The organism is Nocardia africana NBRC 100379 (assembly GCF_001612635.1).
Classification (GTDB): Bacteria; Actinomycetota; Actinomycetes; order Mycobacteriales; family Mycobacteriaceae; genus Nocardia; species Nocardia africana.
In genome coordinates, this window is sequence record NZ_BDAV01000011.1 from 323,489 (window position 1) to 341,547 (window position 18,059).

An 18,059-nucleotide genomic window follows, 5' to 3' on the forward strand; every position below is an offset into this window, starting at 1 on the left:
GTGGATGGCGTACTGGGGCGAGCCGCTCCTTATCGAGGATCTGTTGTTCCGCCCTCAACATTCTCTGATCGACCAGAGTCTGCACTCCCGTATGGGGGAGACCACCACCAACGGGGACGGTTTCGGTGTCGGCTGGTACGGCGAGGGTGACGAACCTGCGGTGTACAAGGCGATCGAGCCGGCCTGGAACGACAGGAATATGCGGGAGATCGCCGGTCAGGTGCGCACGTCCAGGTTGCTGGCCCATGTGCGGGCTTCGACCGGCACCGCGGTTCAGCGCAGCAATTGTCATCCGTTCCGGCACGGTCGATGGTTGTGGGTGCACAACGGCGCCCTGCGCGGCTTCCGCGAAATCAGGCGTGACCTGTTGATGGCCGTGGATCCCACGCTGTTTTCCGACATCGAGGGATCAACGGACACAGAGGCTTTGTTCTACCTCGCCCTGACCTTCGGTCTCGCCGATGACCCGCTCGGTGCCGTCGCGCGGGCGGTCGGTTTCGTCGAGGACGTCGGGCACGCGAACGGAGTCGAGCGTCCGGTTCAGATGACCGTCGCGACGACCAACGGTCAAAGCCTGTGGGTCTTCCGCTATTCCAGCGAGCGCCGATCGCGGTCCCTGTTCTTCTCGACCGAACTCTCCCAGTTGCGAGCATTGCACCCCGAGGTCGAGGTGTTGCGCGAACTGGGCGGTGAGACCCGCTTCGTGGTGTCGGAGCCGCTGCGCGATCTCGAGGGGGCGTGGAACGAAGTACCCGAATCCGCTGCTGCGGTAGTGGGATCCGGCGCCGACGCGATCTTGCCTTTCGCGCCGATCTCACCCGTCTGAGGTCGACACAGGCGCTGAATCATGTATTCCTACAGCGCGTCGGAGACCGAGCCGCCGGTACGTTCGTCACGCCAGCTGATCTCGATTTCGATCTCGGTTTCGTCGCCGTCGATCTCGATTTCGAGTTCCCAATGGACGCGGTCGGGAACGACGGTCTCGATCGTATCGCCATCGGATCCCAGTTCCACCTCGGAGCCGCCCGCAAGGGCCTGTCCTATCGCGATGAGCCGCTCGGACACTTCTCGGCGCGAGAGTTCGGACTTTCTGTTGATCTCCAACTTCGGCACGACGACTCCTGCCTCGATGCGGTACGGAGCGATAACTGAACCATAGCTGATGCGGGGGTGATGTCACGCCGGCTGACGGTCTTCGGTGGCGACGCACCCTTCGGTAGTCAATCGTGCCATCTGCTTCAAGACCTGAGAGGGGCCTCCGACGCGCAATGCCTCGCGTTGTCGAACAGCGCCGTTGCCGCCCCGCAGAACGGCCGCCAACGCACCGCGCGTGAATTCGTAGTCGCCGGCCTGTTCGAGAGCGGGGCGGATATGGGTGAGCATGTGTGCAATGGATCCGGGCATGGGCGTGAAATGCGTTGTATCCGTGCGGAACTGCGAGCCGGACAGGCCGTCGCGGGCCGCGCGCCGGCATGCCGACCGTAGGTGTGCCAGGTCGACAGGCGCCGACGGCCGCCCGCTGTCCACTGCCGCGACGGAGGTGATGACCAGTGCCCGGACGAGGCTCGCCAACAGTGCCGTCTCCTCGACCGTGGCCGGCACGTCGCTGATGCGGATCTCGATCGTCGGCAGATGCGAGGACAAACGCACATCCCAATAGACCATCGCTGCGTCGAGGATGCGCCCGTCGTCGACAAGCTTGGTAACCATGTCGTCGTATTCGGCGGCGGACCGCAGGTACGGGGGAGGCCCGGCGCTGGGCCACCGTCCCCACAGCAGGTGGCGCCAGCTGGCGTATCCGGTATCGGCACCCTCTGTGATCGGGGAATTCGCCGTCAGGGCCAACAGTGCCGGTAGCCACGGACGCAGGTGATTGCTGACCTGCACCGCGACGTCGCGGTCGGGCACGCAGACATGAACGTGGCAACCGCAGATCACCTGCTCGGCCAGTTCGCCGAAATGCGCAGCCATGCGCTGGTATCTGGGAGTGTCGGTCATGGACCCGCGCGGCGGTCCCCAGATCGGCACTCCCACCGCCAGTGGTAGCGATCCTGTGCGCGCCGCGGCATGCGTGACCGAGAGTCGCGCCCGCCGAAGTTCGTGGTGCAACTCCGGAATGCTCGTGCACACCGGTGTGCACGTTTCGATCTGACACTGGGATAGTTCCAGTTGCAATTCGGCATCCGGGGCGCGTGCCGCGACGACGGTGTTGGTCAGCGAGGGGCGGCCGGTGGCCGGATCGATGAGAACGAACTCCTCTTCCACGCCGACGGTGAATGGACGAATGCTATTGCCGTGCAACGGATCACGTGGCTCAGTCGACACCATGGACGTCACGGCCACCTCCCGGGTCGGTGCTGTCGAGGCATGCGCGCTCGCCGAATTCGTTGCATCGCTCAGTGCTGACAGCTCGGATGGTCCGTGCGAACAATCTGTCGTTGATTCGTCGAGTGCGGCCTGTAATGCTACGAAGTTCGGTTGAATGGGTTGAATTGATTCTCGAGACAATTCTCCGATTCATCGACCAGCGCGATGGTCACGCTGGTGGAATTTTGTATTCCGGCTCCAGAATGCGGGGTACTCGAAGTTTACCGGAGAATTGCCCGCTAAACAGAGGATTGGTGCAGGTCTTGCGAATCGTCCTCGAACTCGACTCGCCTCCACCGGCAACACCGCCATCTACCGCTGCGAGTCATGAACTCGGGCCCGCCGCCCGGCTCCAGGACAGCGCCGCCCGCGCGCGACGGTGCCGTGGTGGCCGGGTGTTCGCCGGTGGCGGATCGCGTGGCGGTAACGATCGTCGGCGGACAGGTGGGTGACTGTTAGATTGAGGACGAGGAGATCGACTATCTCGTGAAGGTGCTGACCCGCTTCGGTTGATCCGCCGCCGCGTCGCCGCGTGTGCCGTGGAGGAGGTGTGATGCACGATCCCGATCCACCGTTTCGCCCGATACACCGGGCCGATGGCTACCTGTCTCCGGATGATTGCGGCCTGATCGACCCGGCCACAGGGGTGCTGGAAACCGAGCTGCGGTGCGCCACCGGAGTCGTGCGGTCGTGGCTTGACGGCTGTGACTACGCAGAGGGGGCCACACGATGATCCGACGACTCGTCATTTTCGGCGGCACCGGTGACCTGGCCGGACGCTATCTGCTGCCGGGCTTGGCCGCTCTCCACGAAACCGGCCGCCTCGACCCGGGTTTCGAGGTCGTCTGCGCCGACCGCAAGGGCCGCGACGATGAACAGTTCCAGGCATGGGCTGCGGCCCAGCTCGATCGGCACGCCCCGGCCATCTCGGCCGACACCCGGCAGGCGATCCTCGCGGCTGCGCGGTACCAGCAGGCCGACATCAGTGATCCGGCGCAGGTGGCGGAGACGATCGGCGGTGCGGAAGCGGTGGCCGTCTACCTGGCGTTGCCGCCGGCGTTGTTCTCCACCGCGATCCGGACCCTGGACGCCGCGAGTCTTCCCTCCGGTAGCCGGCTCGTATTCGAAAAGCCGTTCGGGGAGGACCTGACGAGCGCGCAGGAACTCAACACGTTGCTGGCGGATCTGGTTCCGGAACAGGCCGTCTTCCGGGTGGACCATTTCCTGGCGATGACCACCGTGCAGAACCTGCTCGGTAGCCGGTTGGCCAACCGGGTGCTCGAATCGCTGTGGAACAGCGCGCATATCGCCGAGGTCGAGATCGTCTGGGAGGAAACTCTCACCCTCGAGGACCGGGCCGGGTACTACGACCAGGTGGGGGCGCTCGAGGACATGGTGCAGAACCATCTGCTCCAACTGCTCTGCCTGGTGGCCATGGAACCGCCGATCACCCTGTCCGAACGGGATCTGCGTGACCGCAAGGTCGACGTACTGCGGTCGATCCGCACCCTGACCGACGACGATATCCGGCGCCGCACCCGTCGAGCCCGTTACACCGCCGGCGCGATCGGCGACCGGCACGTCCCTTCCTACACCGACGAGCCCGGTGTGGACCCGCAACGACGGACCGAAACCTTCAGCGAAGTCCAGCTGGCGATCGACAACTGGCGATGGGCCGGAATCGATTTCGTGCTGCGCACCGGCAAAGCCCTCGCCGCCGACCGCAAGGAAGTCGCCATTCATTTCCGGCCGGTCCCGCATATGCCTTTCGGCCATCACGGGACTACAGCGCCGAACGTTCTCCGGTTCGGCCTCGAGCCGGAAAGTCTCACGCTCGCCCTCACCGCCATCGGCGCCGCCGCGGGCACTCTGGTCCCGCTCAGCATGAGCGCAGCGATCCCGCCGCCCGACCTGCCCGCCTACGGACGCCTGCTGCTGGACGTGTTGCTCGGCAACCCGGCCCTGTCCATCCGCGGTGACGAGGCGGAGGAGTCCTGGCGAGTAGTCACTCCCATCATCTCGGCCTGGTCGCGTGACCTGGTCCCGCTCGACGACTATCCCGCGGGATCAGCGGGCCCCGGCACCTCGCATACCCCGAACCGGAAAGACCGCCGACAATGAACCGGCCGAACTCGCCGTCGCCTACTGGCGCACCACATACGCCATCGGCCGGGCACGCCGCGGGGGAGCTGCGGAGCCAGGCATGGTGGGACAACGCGGGAAACCGCGAGATGACCGCTCTGTATCTCGAGCGGTTCCTGAACTACGGCCTCACCCGCGCCGAACTTCAGTCGGGCCGGCCGATCATCGGCATCGCGCAGACCGGTAATGATCTGGTGCCCTGTAATCGGCACCATCTCGCCCTCGCCGATCGGATCAAGGATGGGGTCCGCGACGGCGGCGGTATTCCCTTCGAGTTCCCGGTGCATCCGTTGCAGGAGACCGGAAAGCGTCCGACCGCGGCGCTGGACCGCAATCTCGCCTATCTCGGACTGGTCGAGGTGCTCTACGGATATCCACTCGACGGAGTGGTGTTGACGACGGGCTGTGACAAGACCACACCCGCCTGCCTGACCGCGGCGGCGACGGTGAATATGCCGGCCATCGTCCTGTCCGGAGGGCCTATGCTCAACGGCTATCACAAGGGCATGCGGACGGGATCGGGATTGGTGATCTGGCAGTCCAAGCGGCTTCTGGCCAGGGGGGAGATCGACTACGACGAATACATGGCGCGGGTGACCGCCTCCGCGCCCAGCATCGGACATTGCAACACCATGGGCACGGCGCTGTCGATGAACAGCCTGGCCGAGGCCCTGGGCATGTCCTTACCCGGTTGCGCGGCGATTCCGGCCCCTTACAACGAGCGTGCGCAAATGGCCTACGCCACCGGCTTCCGGGCGGTGTCCATGGTCCGCGAGGACCTGACTCCCCGAAAGATCATGACCACACAGGCTTTCGAGAACTCGATCGTGGTCGCCTCCGCCATCGCGGCGTCGACCAACGTGCCCATCCACATCAACGCCATCGCACGCCATGTCGGAGTGGAACTGTCCAACCAGGACTGGCAGCGCGTCGGACACGGCATCCCGGTGCTGGTGAACCTCGCGCCGGCGGGCGAGTTCCTCGGCGAGGACTTCCACCGCGCCGGTGGTGTCCCGGCAGTCATGCGGTCGCTGCTGGAAGCGGGATACCTGCACGGTGATGCCGTCACCGTGTCGGGTCGAACCGTGGCGGAGAACCTCGAGAATGTCCCGCCCGCCGACCCGGCGGTCATCCGACCCGTGCACAACCCCGTCACCGCAAACGGCGGACTGCTGGTCATGACCGGAAACCTGTTCGACTCCGCGATCATGAAGACATCGGTCATCACCGGCAAGCCACCCGCGTTCGACTACCGCGCCATTGTCTTCGACGGGCCCGAGGACTACCACGCCCGCATCGAAGACCCCGAGCTGGGCATCGATCAGGACTGCATTCTGGTCATCCGCTACACCGGGCCCATCGGATATCCGGGCTCCGCTGAGGTGGTGAACATGGAGCTTCCCGCCACGCTGAGCCGGCAAGGCATCATGGCCCTGCCCACACTGGGAGACGGCCGGCAGAGCGGCACATCCGACGCACCGTCCATCCTCAACGCCAGTCCCGAGGCCGCGGCCGGCGGAAATCTCGCCATCCTGCGCACCGGTGACCGGATCCGCGTCGACATCGACAATGCGCGCGTCGATGTCCTGCTGACTGCCGAGGAGATCGCGGCGCGGTGGGCCGACTACACACCACCGGCGATCGAACACCAGACACCATGGCAGGAGATCTACCGTTCCACGGTCGGTCAACTGGACAGCGGGGGTTGCCTGGAGCTCGCCGTGTCATACCAGGATCTCGTCCACACCAAGGGGATTCCCCGTGACTCACACTGACACTCGCGCCACGATCCTGATCGCCGACTACGACTTCGGCGATGTCGACATCGAACGCGCGATCGTCGAGGCCGCCGGATTGCGGCTCCTCGCCGCGCAGTGCAAGAGCGAGGACGAGGTGATCGAGGCGGGACGCGAGGCCGACGGCATCCTGACCCAGTACGCGCAGGTGGGGTCGCGTGCCATCGGCGCGTTGCCCCGCTGCCGGGTGATCGCCCGCTACGGCACCGGTGTGGACATCGTCGACGTCGAGGCCGCGACCAGGCACGGAATTCAGGTCACCAACGCACCCAACGATTGGTGCGCCGACGAGGTCGCCGACCATGCGATCGCGCTCTGGCTCGCGGCCGCGCGCAAGATCTGCCAGTACGACCGGGCGACCCGGCGTGGCGAATGGCACTGGAAGACCGGAGAGCCCATCCACAGATTGCGCGGTCAGGTGCTGGGCCTGCTGTCTTTCGGCGCGATCGCAAGGCTCATCGCCGAACGGGCGAAAGGATTCGGCGTCGAGGTCTGGGCACACGACCCGTTCATCGACCAGTCCGAGATCCGAGCGGCCCAGGTCCGGCCGGCGTCTTTCGACGACCTCGTGGAAGGTGCCGACTGCGTGGTGATCCAAATGCCACTCACCCCGCAGACACACCATGCCTTCGACCGCGCGACGCTGCGCCGGATGAAGCCGACCGCCATCCTGGTCAACACCGCACGCGGACCCATCGTCGAGGACGCGGCGATCCAGCAGGCGCTCACCGAAGGGTGGATCGCCGGCGCGGCACTGGACGATCTCGAGGAGGAGCCCGCGAAACAGCGCGTGTGGCGCCCGACCAACCCTCTCCTCGAGCTGCCCAATGTCATCGTCACACCGCACTCCGCCTACTACTCCGAGGAGTCCATCGCAACGGTGCGGACCATCGCTGCCGAAGAGGCCGTACGGGTTCTGACCGGCCAACCGGCACGATTCCCGGTCAACGAGCCCGGCGCAGGGCCTGGTCGCAGCGAAGCCCGGGGTTGACGTGCACGGCGGACGGCTCGGTCGATGACGAGTCCCATGGACTCCGTGTTGCAGGGTTCCCGGATCCTGCCGGTGCTGACCGTGCCCGACCCGGCCACGGCCCACCGCTTGGCCGCGGCCCTCGCGGCGGGCGGTGCCCGCTGCGCGGAAGTCACCTTCCGCACCCTGGGCGCGGAGCAGGTACTCGAGACGATGGCGGCGCATGGCTCCCTGACGGTCGGCGCGGGCACAGTGCTCACCCGGGAGCAGGTGGACCGCGCCGTGGCCGCCGGGGCCCGCTTCGTCGTCTCACCCGGCTACGCCGAGGAAGTCGTGGCCAGGTGCCGGGAGCTCGAGGTACCTGTGGTGCCGGGCATAGCCACCGCCACCGAGCTGATGCGTGCCTTGCGTGCCGGCTGCCACACGGTCAAGCTCTTTCCCGCCGAACCACTGGGTGGATTGCGGACGCTCAGGGCGCTCGCGGCGCCGTTCCCGCAGGCCGGTTTCATTCCGACCGGCGGAATTCAGGACTCCCACCTGGCGTCGTATCTCGCCGATCCGGCGGTCGTTGCCGTCGGCGGCAGCTGGATGGCGACCGCAACGCTTCTGGAGCGGGGCGACTACGCGGAAATCCGTAGGCTGACTGCCGAGGCCGTCGATCGGAGCGCGCCGTGACCGACGTGGTGGCCCTGGGCGAGGTGATGTTGCGCTTCGACCCGGGCGAGGGCCGCATCCGCACCGCCCGCACCTTCCAGGTCTGGGAGGGCGGCGGTGAGTACAACGTCGTGCGAGGCCTGCGCCGCTGCTTCGGATTGCGAACCGCCGTCGCCACCGCTTTGGCCGACAACCCCGTCGGCAGACTGGTCGAGGATCTGATACTCCAAGGGGGAGTCGACACCTCGCTGATCCGCTGGGTCCCGGACGATGGCATCGGCCGCACCGCTCGCAACGGGCTGAACTTCGTCGAGCGTGGCTACGGCATCCGTGGTGCGCTCGGTGTCAGCGATCGCGCGCACACCGCGGTCTGCCGGCTGCGCCCGGGTGATTTCGACTGGGACACGGTATTCGGCGCCGGCCCGCGGTGGTTCCACACCGGCGGTATCTTCGCCGGTCTGTCCGAAACCACTGTCGACGTGGCCGAGGAGGCCATGGTGGCCGCCCGCCGCCATGGCCTCACCGTCTCCTACGACCCCAACTACCGCCCGAGCATCTGGGCGGACAGGGGTGGCCCGGGCCGGGCCCGCGAGGTCGATCTGCGTCTGGCCCGGCATGCCGACGTCGTCGTGGGTGCCCTCGCCTTGGCCGGTACGTACCCGGGTGATGTGCGTGTCGGTGCCGATGAGGTGGCGGACGCACTGATGGAGGCGGCGTCCCGAATCCCCCACGCATCGGTCGTGGCAACCACATTGCGCGAGGTCTCCTCCGCCGATGTCAACGACTGGTCCTCGGCTGCTTGGTCCGCCGACACCGGTTTCGTGACCGGCCCCCGAATGGATGGACTGCATGTCCTGGACCGCGTCGGCTCCGGCGATGCCTTCGCCGCCGGCCTGATCTACGGTCTGCTCGCCGGTGTCTCGGTCGAGCGCGCTCTTGCCTACGGCACGGCTCACGGAGCCCTCGTCATGACCACACCGGGGGATGCGTCCATGGCCTCCCTCGCCGAGGTCGAGTCCCTCATCGCGGACGGATCAGCCCACGTCAGACGCTGACCGGGTCGTCGGACTGCGGATCATTCGTAGCGGTGGGAATGTGGCTCTTCGGGACTGTGGGGATGACGGCGTAGCGTCGCGAGTTCGGTGCGGATTTGGGCGAGCAACCGGTCGTGTTCGTTGCGCAGGTCGGTGATGGTGGCGTCGCGGTGGGCCTTGTCGAGGGTGACCACGAGTGCGCCGCCGGGAAAGAGGGTGGCGTCCGAGATTTCACCGATGTCGTCGGCACCTTGTCGGCGACAGGCGGCGGCGACATCGGCGCGACGCAGGCCCAGGCGGGTGAGTGCTTTCGGGATGGCTCGGCCGTTGCGGACAAGGGTGGTAGGCCGGCCTTCGAACAGACGGACGAGTAGCGGATGGATGTTGACCGCGCGCACGACGATCGCGTTGAGACCGATGAGGATGGCCGCGCCGAGCAAGCCGCCGGACAAGCTGTTGTCGTTGCCGATGACCGCGTTCTGGACGACGTTGGCCAGTAGCAGCATGACCACCAGGTCGAAGCTGTTGAACTGGGCCAGATCACGTTTGCCGCCCAACCGCAGCAGCACCGCGAGCCCGCCGTAGACCAAAACGGTGCGCAACAACTTCTCGAGGGGCGGGATTTGAATGTTCCACAGGTCGTGCCAGATCATCGCCGGAGGTCTTCCCTTCACTCACACATCGGTCATGGTGTTTCCTACCCGTTGTCGCCGGGACGATTCGCTCCTGATACGGCTGCGCGGGCGCGCGAACAAGTCGCGAAACTCATCCGGAAAGCGCACCGGCGCGGACTGCCGGTGTAAGCAAGCGCCGACGTTGCGGAGAGAGCGCAGGAGCAACCAAAGGTTGCGTGTTTCGTTGGTGCCGACTAAAGTGCAACCAATGGTTGCGAATTGAGAGGAGAGGGTTGTGGAGTACGGCACCATCGAGCGCGAGATTCATATCGACGCTGCCCCCGAGGTGGTCTACGAGGTCGTGACAAAGCCTGAACACATCGCGCAATGGTGGGGCTTCGACGCGTCGTTCCCGGCGGTACCGGGCGGCAACGGGCGGATGGTCAGGCAGCCGCGAGACGGGACCGGCACGCTCGTGGTGCGGATTCATGTCGTCGCAGCGGACGCGCCGCGGCGATTCGTCTTCCGTTGGGGCCATCCGGAGAATCAACCTGCGACGCCCCGGAACTCGTTCCTTGTGACTGTCGAGCTGGTGCCCAGCGATGGTGGGACGCTGTTGCGATTGACCGAGGCCGGCTTCCGGGAGATCGGCTGGGAGGCAGCGCAGCTCGAGGCGTATTACCGCCGCCACCGTGCCGGCTGGAACCTGCACGTCTCGAACCTGGCGGCGTACGCGGCGGGTCTGGTGCGGTCGTGACGCCGGAGATCGACGATGAGCTGTGGGCGGCCATCGGGGACCCGACCCGACGCCGCCTGCTGGACCTGCTGCTCGCCGGCGGCCCCGGCACGGCGACGAGCCTGAGTGCCGCGCTGCCGGTGACGCGACAGGCGGTCGCAAAGCATCTGGGTGTCCTGGAACGCGCCGAATTGGTCATGCCCCACAAGGACGGCCGCGAGGTGCGCTACATCGTCGACGAAGCGCAGTTCTCCCGCGCTGTCGAGCAATTGGCGTCGGTTGGCGCGGCATGGGACGCACGCCTGCGCCGCATCAAGGCGATCGCCGAATCGGTGCACACGCTGCGGTCGAAAGCCGAATCGAAAACCGTTGAGGCGCAATCGGATCGGTGAAACGGTCCGGGATGAAAGGAGTCGATCCATGACACGTACCGAGCAATCTCCCGGGCCGCATGCGGAGGCCACTGGAGATTATGAGAAAACGATCCGTGTCCAGGCACATCCGGACACCCTGTTCGACGCGCTCACTACGGTCGCGGGCCTGGCGGCCTGGTGGACGGATGTCACCGGATCCGGTGACACCGGTGGTGAGCTCCGCTTCTCCTTCGATTCTCCAGAGCCCTGCGTGATGCATGTCGATCAGGCGACGCGGCCGTCGTCGGTGCAATGGACCGTCACCTCCTGCGGCTTTCTGCCCGACTGGGTGGACACGCGGCCGACGTTCACCATTGCCGCGGTCGGTCGTGACGCATCCGAACTCCGGTTCCGTCATGAGGGGCTGACCGCAGAGCTGGAATGTATCGACCAGTGCACGCGCGGCTGGGATCACTTTCTCGAAAGCTTGCGCCGGTATGCCGAGGACGGCCGCGGCATGCCGCGCGGCAGCAGCGCGGACAACGCCCGCCGCATTCGGGAACGGGCGTGACGCCGCTCGGTGACCGTCAGAAGGGGCCGTTCGGAGTCTCGCCGCCGTTGGGACCATCTGTGTCACCGAACAGGTCGCTACCTCGGTGACCGTCCCAACCGCCGTCGCCGATGTTCCTCGGGTTGTCCCCGTAGGTGCTGTCGTCGCCGAGGATTCCCGAGCCCGGCGACTGCCCGTCATCCGGGTCATGGTGACGGTGATGGTGATGGTGGGGCTGGTTGGCCAGCATCGACAATGCCACCCATTGCCCGGTGCTCCAGGTGCCGGCGCGGTCGGTGCTGCGGTTGTCGCCGTTATGGGCGTTCCACACGGTGTGATCCAAGGGGGCGTAACCGCGCAGTTCGCGCAGACGCCGCGATTCGGATCGGACGATCATGACCGCGAGGAGCGCGACGAGAGCGACAACGATGACGATCACGATCGCTGTTTCCATGCCATGAGGATGGTCGCTTCGGCGCGGTTGGGCAATGCACGCGCCGTACAACGTGGCGGCCCGTTGACGGGAATCCACGGCCGCGGGCAGAAACCTTTGCGCAATCCTTATCGCCGCCGGTGACGAGGCTTGCTTGGATGGTGGCGGAGGTGGCCGCGAAAGCGGCGTTCGCTGACCGGTTGGCATGTGCTGTCCGAGCGTGGAAGGCCCGGTGGTGAGGATGGCGCGGTATCTCGCGGAGGGGTTCGGTGCCCGGTGGGCTGTGCCGGTCGTGTCGGCGCCGGAGCATGTTCCGGCGTACACGCCGATGCAGGTGTGGATCGGAACCGCGGTGGTCCTGGTGATAGTGGTGGCGACGCTCGCGGCGATCGGCTGGATGATTCTGCGTGGTCGGGTCGCTCAGCATTCCCGGCACCGCGCGCACAGGCGTTCGTGACGCCAGGGTTCAGCATTCGTCCGGGCGAGTCGATGGTGGCCGGGGTGGTGAGCGTGGAAAACGCTCACCACCCCGGCTGGTCGATCAGCCCGTAATTTGCTGGACGATCTTGACCCCGACGAGGGCCACAGCGATGAGCAGGTAGCCCCGCAGTGCGATCATCCCGGCGGTGCGCAGCGGTGAGAACGCCGGTCGCGGAAGGGTATCGAGGGCGGGGGTGCGCCAGGTGTCGCGGTCGTTGTCGCGGATCTGTTTGCGTTCGGCGCGGCTGAGGGGAGTGTCGTCGAGTTCTTCGATCTGGTCGGGGTCCAGACCGCCGAGTTCGGCGGCGGTGCGTTCGGCGGCGGCGCGATCGGTCCGGCGTTTGCCGAGCGCGATCGCGATGCCTCCGAGCACACCGACGAGCGCGCCGACGCCGAAGCCGATTTCCAAAGTAACGGTGGAGATGTCGGGGAAGAACGTCGCCGCGGTGAGGGCCAGCGACAGCAACACCAACGACCAGACGATGACGGCGGCGACAATATTCTGGCGGGTGGTGTTGACCCACGGGCCGAGGATCGCCTTGTCGTTGCACAGCAACACCAGGAACACGGTGGCCGACGGCAGCAGCACACCCGCCAATGCCTGTACGCCCTGGGTCAGGAGCCCCAGTACGTGGTCGGGGCTGAACGACACCGCCGCGGCAATTCCCAGCAGGAGCGCGTAGCCGGCGTAGAACAGGGGAGCTTGGCTGATCTTCCAGTGCAGCGAGTGCCGCTTGCCCAGGGTGTCGCCGAGAGCGTAAGTGGTGGCCAGGCCGACGGCGTTGGCGCCGACCAGCGAGGCGTCGAGCAGCAGGATCGCGAACAGGGCACCGGCGGCCTGACCGACATGGTCGTGCAGGCCCTGGGCGACCGCGCCGGCGTCGGTGAAGGCGCCGACCGCTTCGGGAGCGAGGCCGAACGCCGCTGCGGCCATGATCGCGATGGCTCCGGACATGACGACGACGATGCCGACCCACAGGTCGATGCGTTCGTAGCGGATCCAGCGCGGGGTGATGCGCTTGTCGACGATGTTGGACTGCTGGAAGAACAGTTGCCAGGGGGCGACGGTGGTGCCGACGATGGCCACGATCAACAGCAGCAGCGTGGAGTTGAGCCCGCCGGGGAACGACGGAACGATACCGGCGGCGGTGGTCGACACGCTCGGGTGCACCATGAATGCCAGAGGGAACATCACGATGTTGATCGCGATGAGCGCGAACAGGAACCGTTCCCAGCGCCGGAACGATCCACCCGCGACCACGGCGAACAGCAGCACAGCCGCCAGTGGCACCGAGACCGCACGTGGTATGCCGAAGTACTTCAAAGCCAGTGTGACGCCGATGAATTCGGTGACGATGGTCAAGGCGTTCACGATGAACAGGTCACCCACGCTGAAGGCGCCCCAGAACTTGCCGAATCGGGAGAAGATGAGGCGGGCGTGGCCGACGCCGGCGACCGCGCCGAGGCGGACGACCATCTCCTGATTGACGTACAGGACCGGGATCAGCAGGGCCAGCGTCCATACCAGTGCCATGCCGTAGTTCTGCCCGGCTTGGGCGTAGGTGGCCACGCCGCCGGCGTCGTTGTCGCCGACCATGACGATCAGGCCGGGCCCGAGGATGGCCAGCAACATCTTGAAGCGTTGTCCGCGGGTGCGTCCTTCGGCGGTGTCGTGCTGGCCGATCCGGCCGAGGGCGCCGACGATGTCACCGACATGCGCGCTGTCGGCCACCGCGGTGCCGGCCGCCGGGCCGGTGGAGACAGTAGTGGTGCGGCGGGCCGAGCCGCCGGGGAAGAAGGCCATCGCCGTTCCTCGTTTCGAAATCGTGGACGCAAGACGCTGTCGAGCGCAGGTGGTTGGAACGAATCGGTGAGCGGGCGCAGCAGCGATAGGTCGCCGGTGCGCCCGGCTGATACCTTGCGGCGGAACGGGTTTCGTATTCCGCCGACTTTCTGCTACCGGTGGTGGGAGTGCGCGCCCAGGGATGCGGTGACCACGGCGGGAGGCATGTGGGCGAGACGAAGGTTGTGCCGCTCCTCGGGGGTGAGGTGGTAGCGGGCACGGACCCGGCGGGCGGAATCGGTGAGGAAAGCGGTGAAGCTCATGACTGTCTCCTTGCAGATGAGAGCCGGCGAGCCACAGCGGTATCGGCACACAGCAGCCACGCACAGGCCGCTCGGGCACGGCAGATCGCCGTGCCCGATGCGATCGGGTGCGGTGGACTCAGGCGACGACGGCGCCGCAGCAAGCTGGGAACGAAACGGCGGTTCGAACCGAACTCGGATACGGACTATCTCCGGATGGCATCTCGTCCCTCACCTCCTTGCTGCCAGGACGCACGCGCACGTCACAACTTCTGAAAAACAGCCGGGGTTGCATCGTCGCGAGAGCGACCGATGGGCACCCCTCTCGTCAGAGCTTCGGCACTGTACGACGTATCCCCTTGCGGGAGAAGCCACTTCGGATCATCCCTTAATCCGGGAAGATCTGTCCTAACCCTGGGCGTCTCTCGACGTCGTCGGATCAGTGGCCTGTGTTCGTACAGGAGCCTCGCCTAGCGAGGTGCTGACCGAGCAATTGTGCATTGCCGGGGACCACCTGTCAAACGGGGTGATGCACGCCATATCGTGGGTCGAAAGTTGCTGCCGCAGAGGGGGTTCGCAACGCGGGATGTCTTTTCCCGCGCCGTTCGAGTCTGTTCCGCTGCCGGGCATGCGGTTCGTGCCGATGTCAATTGCCCGCCGCAGCAGCGGAGTTCTGCTCCGGCCCCGGTTTGGGAGTGGTCTGCAGCTGGAAGAATTGGATCGCCGAGGCGATACCCACCGGCACTCCCAGCAGCACCGTGCCGGCGGCGGCGCCCAGGGCGACCCCGGCCGCCGCACCGGCGATGCAGCTGCCGACCCATCCGGGCACGAAGATAGGGGTCATCAGTGCGGCGCCGACGACGGCGCCGGCGACGCAGCCGCCCGCGCCACCGACAATTGTCCCGATCAGCGCTCCAGCCCCGGTCGCCAACCCGAACTGATTGGCCGCGCGTGACACGTTGTTGTCGAAATCCGACTGCGCGTCGACGTGCTCGAGCAATCCTGGCGGCAGTGCCGCAGGCATGGCCAGCGGGGTGCCGGCGGCCGGGGTGGTGTTCGGAGTAAGCGTCGCAGTGTTGCCGTTTACCTCCGCGGCGATCGGGAACTGCTTGCCATCGAATTGATAGGCCAGGGGGAGGCCCGCGACGATGGTGCCCTGCGAGTCGAGCACCTGGAGCTCGCCGTCGCGGGTGGTCAGCGAACCGAGATCGGTTGTGACGGAAACCGATTCACCGACCCGTTTCGCGGTCCAGTGAATCGCGGTCTGCGGAGTGCCGCCCTGCGAGAGAGGCGGCGTAACCGGCTGAGGCGGTGCGGCCGCCGAGTCGGGCATGTTCACGCAAATCACGCCGGAGATCAGCATGGCGGCCAGGCTGTAGGTGGTGGTCTTCCTCATCATTGATTCCTTCGCAAACGGACGGTACGAAATTGGTTTTCGATATTGCGGGCAGCGCAAATCGGCACGACCGGAGTTTTTCGGCGGCCATGCCTGAAGTTGATGAATTCGGCGAATGTCGTCGGAGCGTCGAACGCATTTCCCGAAGGCGATCGATGACAGCACGAATTAGCTGTCCGACGTCTCTGTGGGCACAGCCGAAGGAAATGTCAGATTCGTGTGATGTGAATCGAACCGCGAAGGTGCGCGAACGACAGGGGGCTCGGATACAGACTATCGCCAGGGGCCATGGTCGTCCTCACCTCCTTGCGGCCGGGGCGCACGGGAGCGCCGTCATCTGTGCACGAAGGGAGACTGCCGCTAATCGCGGGATCACACCCCTCTCGTCAGAGCTTCGGCACTGTACGACGTATCCCCTTGCGGGAGAAGCCACTTCGGATCATCCCTTAATCCGGGAAGATCTGTCCTAACCCTGGGCGTCTCTCGACGTCGTCGGATCAGTGGCCTGTGTTCGTACAGGAGCCTCGCCTAGCGAGGTGCTTTCTACGCCGCACAGCTTGACACCGATTACGGCGGACGTCAAATTCGAATGATGTGAGCACTGGTGCCGGCATGTAAGAGAATCGCGGGTGAGGACAGTGTCACGTTCTCACCTCGGTGAATTTCGCGAGACGGCCGATTTTCGCGCGCATGAAGTCGCGGACGATCGGGTGCGCGCGCCGCGCGGCGGACGCCGCGGATCGCTGATGATCATGACCACTGAGGAATGCGAAGTTGGTCAAGCTCCGCCGAGTTGGATCGCTTTGATCAGCAGCAGGACGGCGCCGACGATGAGGTATGCGCGTAAGGCGAGCATGCCGAGTTTGGTGCCCGCCGACCAGGTGACGGGTTCGAGGAGCGTCAGGGGCGGCATGCGCCAGTGATCGCGGTCGGCGTGGTCGGCCACGGGCGCCGGAGCCGGGGCGGGTTTGCCGCGTTGCATCCACTTCAGCGTTGCCACCGCGACGATCGCGAGGACGGCCAGGGCGACGGTGAGCCATCCGGCGGTGGCCACGACGTCGATGTCCGGGAAGAGGGTGGTGGCCATGAGGATGCCGGACAGGAGGAGCAGGACGGCGACGATGATTCCGGCGACGATGTTGAGCCAGGTCCGGTTGACCCAGGGGCCCAGGACTTGCGGGTCGTTGCAGAGCAGGAGCAGGAACACGCTGGCGCTGGGCAGCAGCAGACCGGCCAGTGCTTGGACCGCGGTGGTGATGAGCCCGAGTGGTGCGCCGGGGATCAGCACGATGGCCGCGGCGAGGGCGACCATGGCGATGTAGGAGAGGTAGAACTGTTTGGCGTCGCGGAAGCCGCGGTGCAGGGAGTGTTTGATGCCGAATACGTCGCCGAAGGCGTAGCTGGTGGCGAGGGTTACCGCGGCGGCGCCGATGATGGAGGCGTCGAGGAGCACGATCGCGAAGATCGGTCCTAGGGCTCGGTTCACGTCGCCGAGCAAGTGCGCGATTTCACCGGCGTCGGTGAATTGCCCGGTGGTTCCCGTGGTGCGGGCGGCGAAGTCGGCGGTCATCATGAGTGCCGCGGCGCCGATGACGACGACGAAGGCGCCGAGTGTGGTGTCGGCGCGCTCGTAGCCGATGAATCGTGGGGTGATGCGTTTGTCGACGATGTTGGATTGCTGGAAGAACAACTGCCAGGGCGCCACGGTGGTGCCGACGATGGCGATGATCAGCAGCACCGCGTCGGAGGTGATGCCGCCGCGCACACCCGGGATGACGAAATCCCTTGCCGCGCGCCCCCATTCGGGATGTGAGAGCAGCAGCATCGGAATCTGCAACAGGGTGATGGCGATGAAGACGAACATCGCTCGTTCCCAGCGGCGGAAGCTGCCGCTGGCCATGATCGCCACCAGCGCGATCGCGGCGGTCGGCACGACGATGTATTTGGAGATGCCGATGTAGTCCGCGGCGAGGGTGACGCCGATGAATTCGGTGACGATGGTCAGGAAGTTGAGAACGAACAGGTCGCCGACGGAGAACCAGCCCCAGCCGCGGCCGAAGCGCTCGTTGATCAACCGGGCGTGCCCGACGCCGGTGACCGCGCCGAGGCGGACCACCATCTCCTGGTTCACGATCAGTACCGGGATCAGCAGCAACAACACCCAGAGCAGGCTGTAGCCGTAGTTCTGCCCGGCCTGGGCGTAGGTCGCCACGCCGCCGGCGTCGTTGTCGCCGACCATCACGATCAGCCCCGGCCCGACAATGGCCAGGAGGGTCAGTGCGCGGGTGCGGAAGGTGCGGGGGTGGTCGGTGTCGGTGAGCCGGATACGACCGAGTGCGCCCTCGATATCGCCGAGGTGCGCCGAGTCCAACACCGCCGAGCGCGGCCGCGCCGGCGGTGTGCTCGGATGCGGCGCCGGGCGAGGCGGCGTCGTGGGTTGTGCTGGGGC

At 66.1% G+C, this 18,059-nt stretch carries 18 protein-coding genes and 2 riboswitches; of the genes, 10 read left to right on the forward strand and 8 right to left on the reverse strand.

The window, feature by feature from the left end; genetic code table 11:
• The first annotated feature begins 4 nt into the window (after window positions 1–4).
• Window positions 5–826, forward strand: a complete 822-nt coding sequence (locus tag NA3_RS20545) for a class II glutamine amidotransferase (RefSeq protein ID WP_062965215.1) — start codon at window positions 5–7, stop codon at window positions 824–826.
• Window positions 827–855: 29 nt separating this feature from the next.
• On the opposite strand, the gene NA3_RS20550 is transcribed toward NA3_RS20545, so the two are convergent.
• Window positions 856–1,113: an amphi-Trp domain-containing protein gene (locus NA3_RS20550; protein WP_062965216.1), complete on the reverse strand. Its 258-nt coding sequence runs from the start codon at window positions 1,111–1,113 to the stop codon at window positions 856–858.
• A gap of 63 nt (window positions 1,114–1,176) precedes the next feature.
• Window positions 1,177–2,328, reverse strand: coding sequence for a carboxylate-amine ligase (locus tag NA3_RS20555; RefSeq protein ID WP_062965217.1), 1,152 nt, complete (start codon window positions 2,326–2,328; stop codon window positions 1,177–1,179).
• A 768-nt stretch (window positions 2,329–3,096) separates the two neighbouring features.
• Here NA3_RS20555 and NA3_RS20560 point away from each other — a divergent pair.
• The 5 genes from NA3_RS20560 to NA3_RS20580 all read left to right on the forward strand — a co-directional run bounded on the left by NA3_RS20560 (window position 3,097) and on the right by NA3_RS20580 (window position 8,984).
• Window positions 3,097–4,488, forward strand: coding sequence for a glucose-6-phosphate dehydrogenase (locus NA3_RS20560; RefSeq protein ID WP_062965218.1), 1,392 nt, complete (start codon window positions 3,097–3,099; stop codon window positions 4,486–4,488).
• 110 nt (window positions 4,489–4,598) lie between these two features.
• Window positions 4,599–6,284: an IlvD/Edd family dehydratase gene (locus NA3_RS20565; protein ID WP_233427311.1), complete on the forward strand. Its 1,686-nt coding sequence runs from the start codon at window positions 4,599–4,601 to the stop codon at window positions 6,282–6,284.
• A complete protein-coding gene (locus NA3_RS20570; RefSeq protein ID WP_062965219.1) occupies window positions 6,271–7,296 on the forward strand; it encodes a C-terminal binding protein in 1,026 nt (341 codons plus the stop codon). The genes NA3_RS20565 and NA3_RS20570 overlap by 14 nt, the downstream gene beginning before the upstream one ends.
• A 36-nt stretch (window positions 7,297–7,332) precedes the next feature.
• A complete protein-coding gene (locus tag NA3_RS20575; protein ID WP_218021862.1) occupies window positions 7,333–7,950 on the forward strand; it encodes a bifunctional 4-hydroxy-2-oxoglutarate aldolase/2-dehydro-3-deoxy-phosphogluconate aldolase in 618 nt (205 codons plus the stop codon).
• Window positions 7,947–8,984 carry a sugar kinase gene (locus NA3_RS20580; RefSeq protein ID WP_062965221.1) on the forward strand — a complete coding sequence of 346 codons (1,038 nt, stop codon included), beginning with the start codon at window positions 7,947–7,949 and terminating at the stop codon, window positions 8,982–8,984. The genes NA3_RS20575 and NA3_RS20580 overlap by 4 nt, the downstream gene beginning before the upstream one ends.
• A 20-nt stretch (window positions 8,985–9,004) precedes the next feature.
• On the opposite strand, the gene NA3_RS20585 is transcribed toward NA3_RS20580, so the two are convergent.
• Window positions 9,005–9,616 carry a DUF421 domain-containing protein gene (locus NA3_RS20585; RefSeq protein WP_218021863.1) on the reverse strand — a complete coding sequence of 204 codons (612 nt, stop codon included), beginning with the start codon at window positions 9,614–9,616 and terminating at the stop codon, window positions 9,005–9,007.
• Window positions 9,617–9,872: 256 nt separating this feature from the next.
• On the opposite strand from NA3_RS20585, the gene NA3_RS38215 reads away from it, so the two are divergent.
• Genes NA3_RS38215 through NA3_RS20600 form a run of 3 tightly spaced genes read left to right on the forward strand, consistent with a single transcriptional unit; the run spans window position 9,873 to window position 11,237 of the window.
• A complete protein-coding gene (locus tag NA3_RS38215; RefSeq protein WP_062965222.1) occupies window positions 9,873–10,334 on the forward strand; it encodes an SRPBCC domain-containing protein in 462 nt (153 codons plus the stop codon).
• Entirely contained in the window at window positions 10,331–10,705 is a 375-nt protein-coding gene (locus tag NA3_RS38220) for an ArsR/SmtB family transcription factor (RefSeq protein WP_062965223.1), read from the forward strand. The genes NA3_RS38215 and NA3_RS38220 overlap by 4 nt, the downstream gene beginning before the upstream one ends.
• Window positions 10,706–10,733: 28 nt before the next feature.
• A complete protein-coding gene (locus tag NA3_RS20600; protein WP_062965224.1) occupies window positions 10,734–11,237 on the forward strand; it encodes an SRPBCC family protein in 504 nt (167 codons plus the stop codon).
• Between the two features lie 16 nt (window positions 11,238–11,253).
• Here the strand turns inward: NA3_RS20600 and NA3_RS20605 are convergent, their stop codons facing one another.
• Entirely contained in the window at window positions 11,254–11,670 is a 417-nt protein-coding gene (locus tag NA3_RS20605) for a hypothetical protein (RefSeq protein ID WP_062965225.1), read from the reverse strand.
• 220 nt (window positions 11,671–11,890) lie between these two features.
• Here NA3_RS20605 and NA3_RS20610 point away from each other — a divergent pair, with 220 nt between their 5' ends.
• Window positions 11,891–12,106 (forward strand): hypothetical protein, encoded by a 216-nt coding sequence (locus tag NA3_RS20610; RefSeq protein WP_062965226.1) that lies wholly within the window; start codon window positions 11,891–11,893, stop codon window positions 12,104–12,106.
• An 84-nt stretch (window positions 12,107–12,190) separates the two neighbouring features.
• Here NA3_RS20610 and NA3_RS20615 read toward each other — a convergent pair whose 3' ends face one another.
• From NA3_RS20615 to NA3_RS20625, 4 genes are all read right to left on the reverse strand, one after another.
• Window positions 12,191–13,933 (reverse strand): NRAMP family divalent metal transporter, encoded by a 1,743-nt coding sequence (locus NA3_RS20615; RefSeq protein ID WP_062965227.1) that lies wholly within the window; start codon window positions 13,931–13,933, stop codon window positions 12,191–12,193.
• 152 nt (window positions 13,934–14,085) lie between these two features.
• Window positions 14,086–14,235 carry a hypothetical protein gene (locus NA3_RS37710; RefSeq protein WP_167355015.1) on the reverse strand — a complete coding sequence of 50 codons (150 nt, stop codon included), beginning with the start codon at window positions 14,233–14,235 and terminating at the stop codon, window positions 14,086–14,088.
• Window positions 14,236–14,527: 292 nt separating this feature from the next.
• Window positions 14,528–14,699, reverse strand: a riboswitch (M-box (ykoK) riboswitch).
• Window positions 14,700–14,860: 161 nt separating this feature from the next.
• On the reverse strand, window positions 14,861–15,613 hold the full coding sequence (locus NA3_RS20620; RefSeq protein WP_062965228.1) for a DUF8020 domain-containing protein: 753 nt from the start codon (window positions 15,611–15,613) through the stop codon (window positions 14,861–14,863).
• 368 nt (window positions 15,614–15,981) lie between these two features.
• A riboswitch (M-box (ykoK) riboswitch) is annotated at window positions 15,982–16,153 on the reverse strand.
• A gap of 235 nt (window positions 16,154–16,388) precedes the next feature.
• Window positions 16,389–17,984 (reverse strand): Nramp family divalent metal transporter, encoded by a 1,596-nt coding sequence (locus NA3_RS20625; protein WP_062965402.1) that lies wholly within the window; start codon window positions 17,982–17,984, stop codon window positions 16,389–16,391.
• Window positions 17,985–18,059 lie beyond the last annotated feature (75 nt).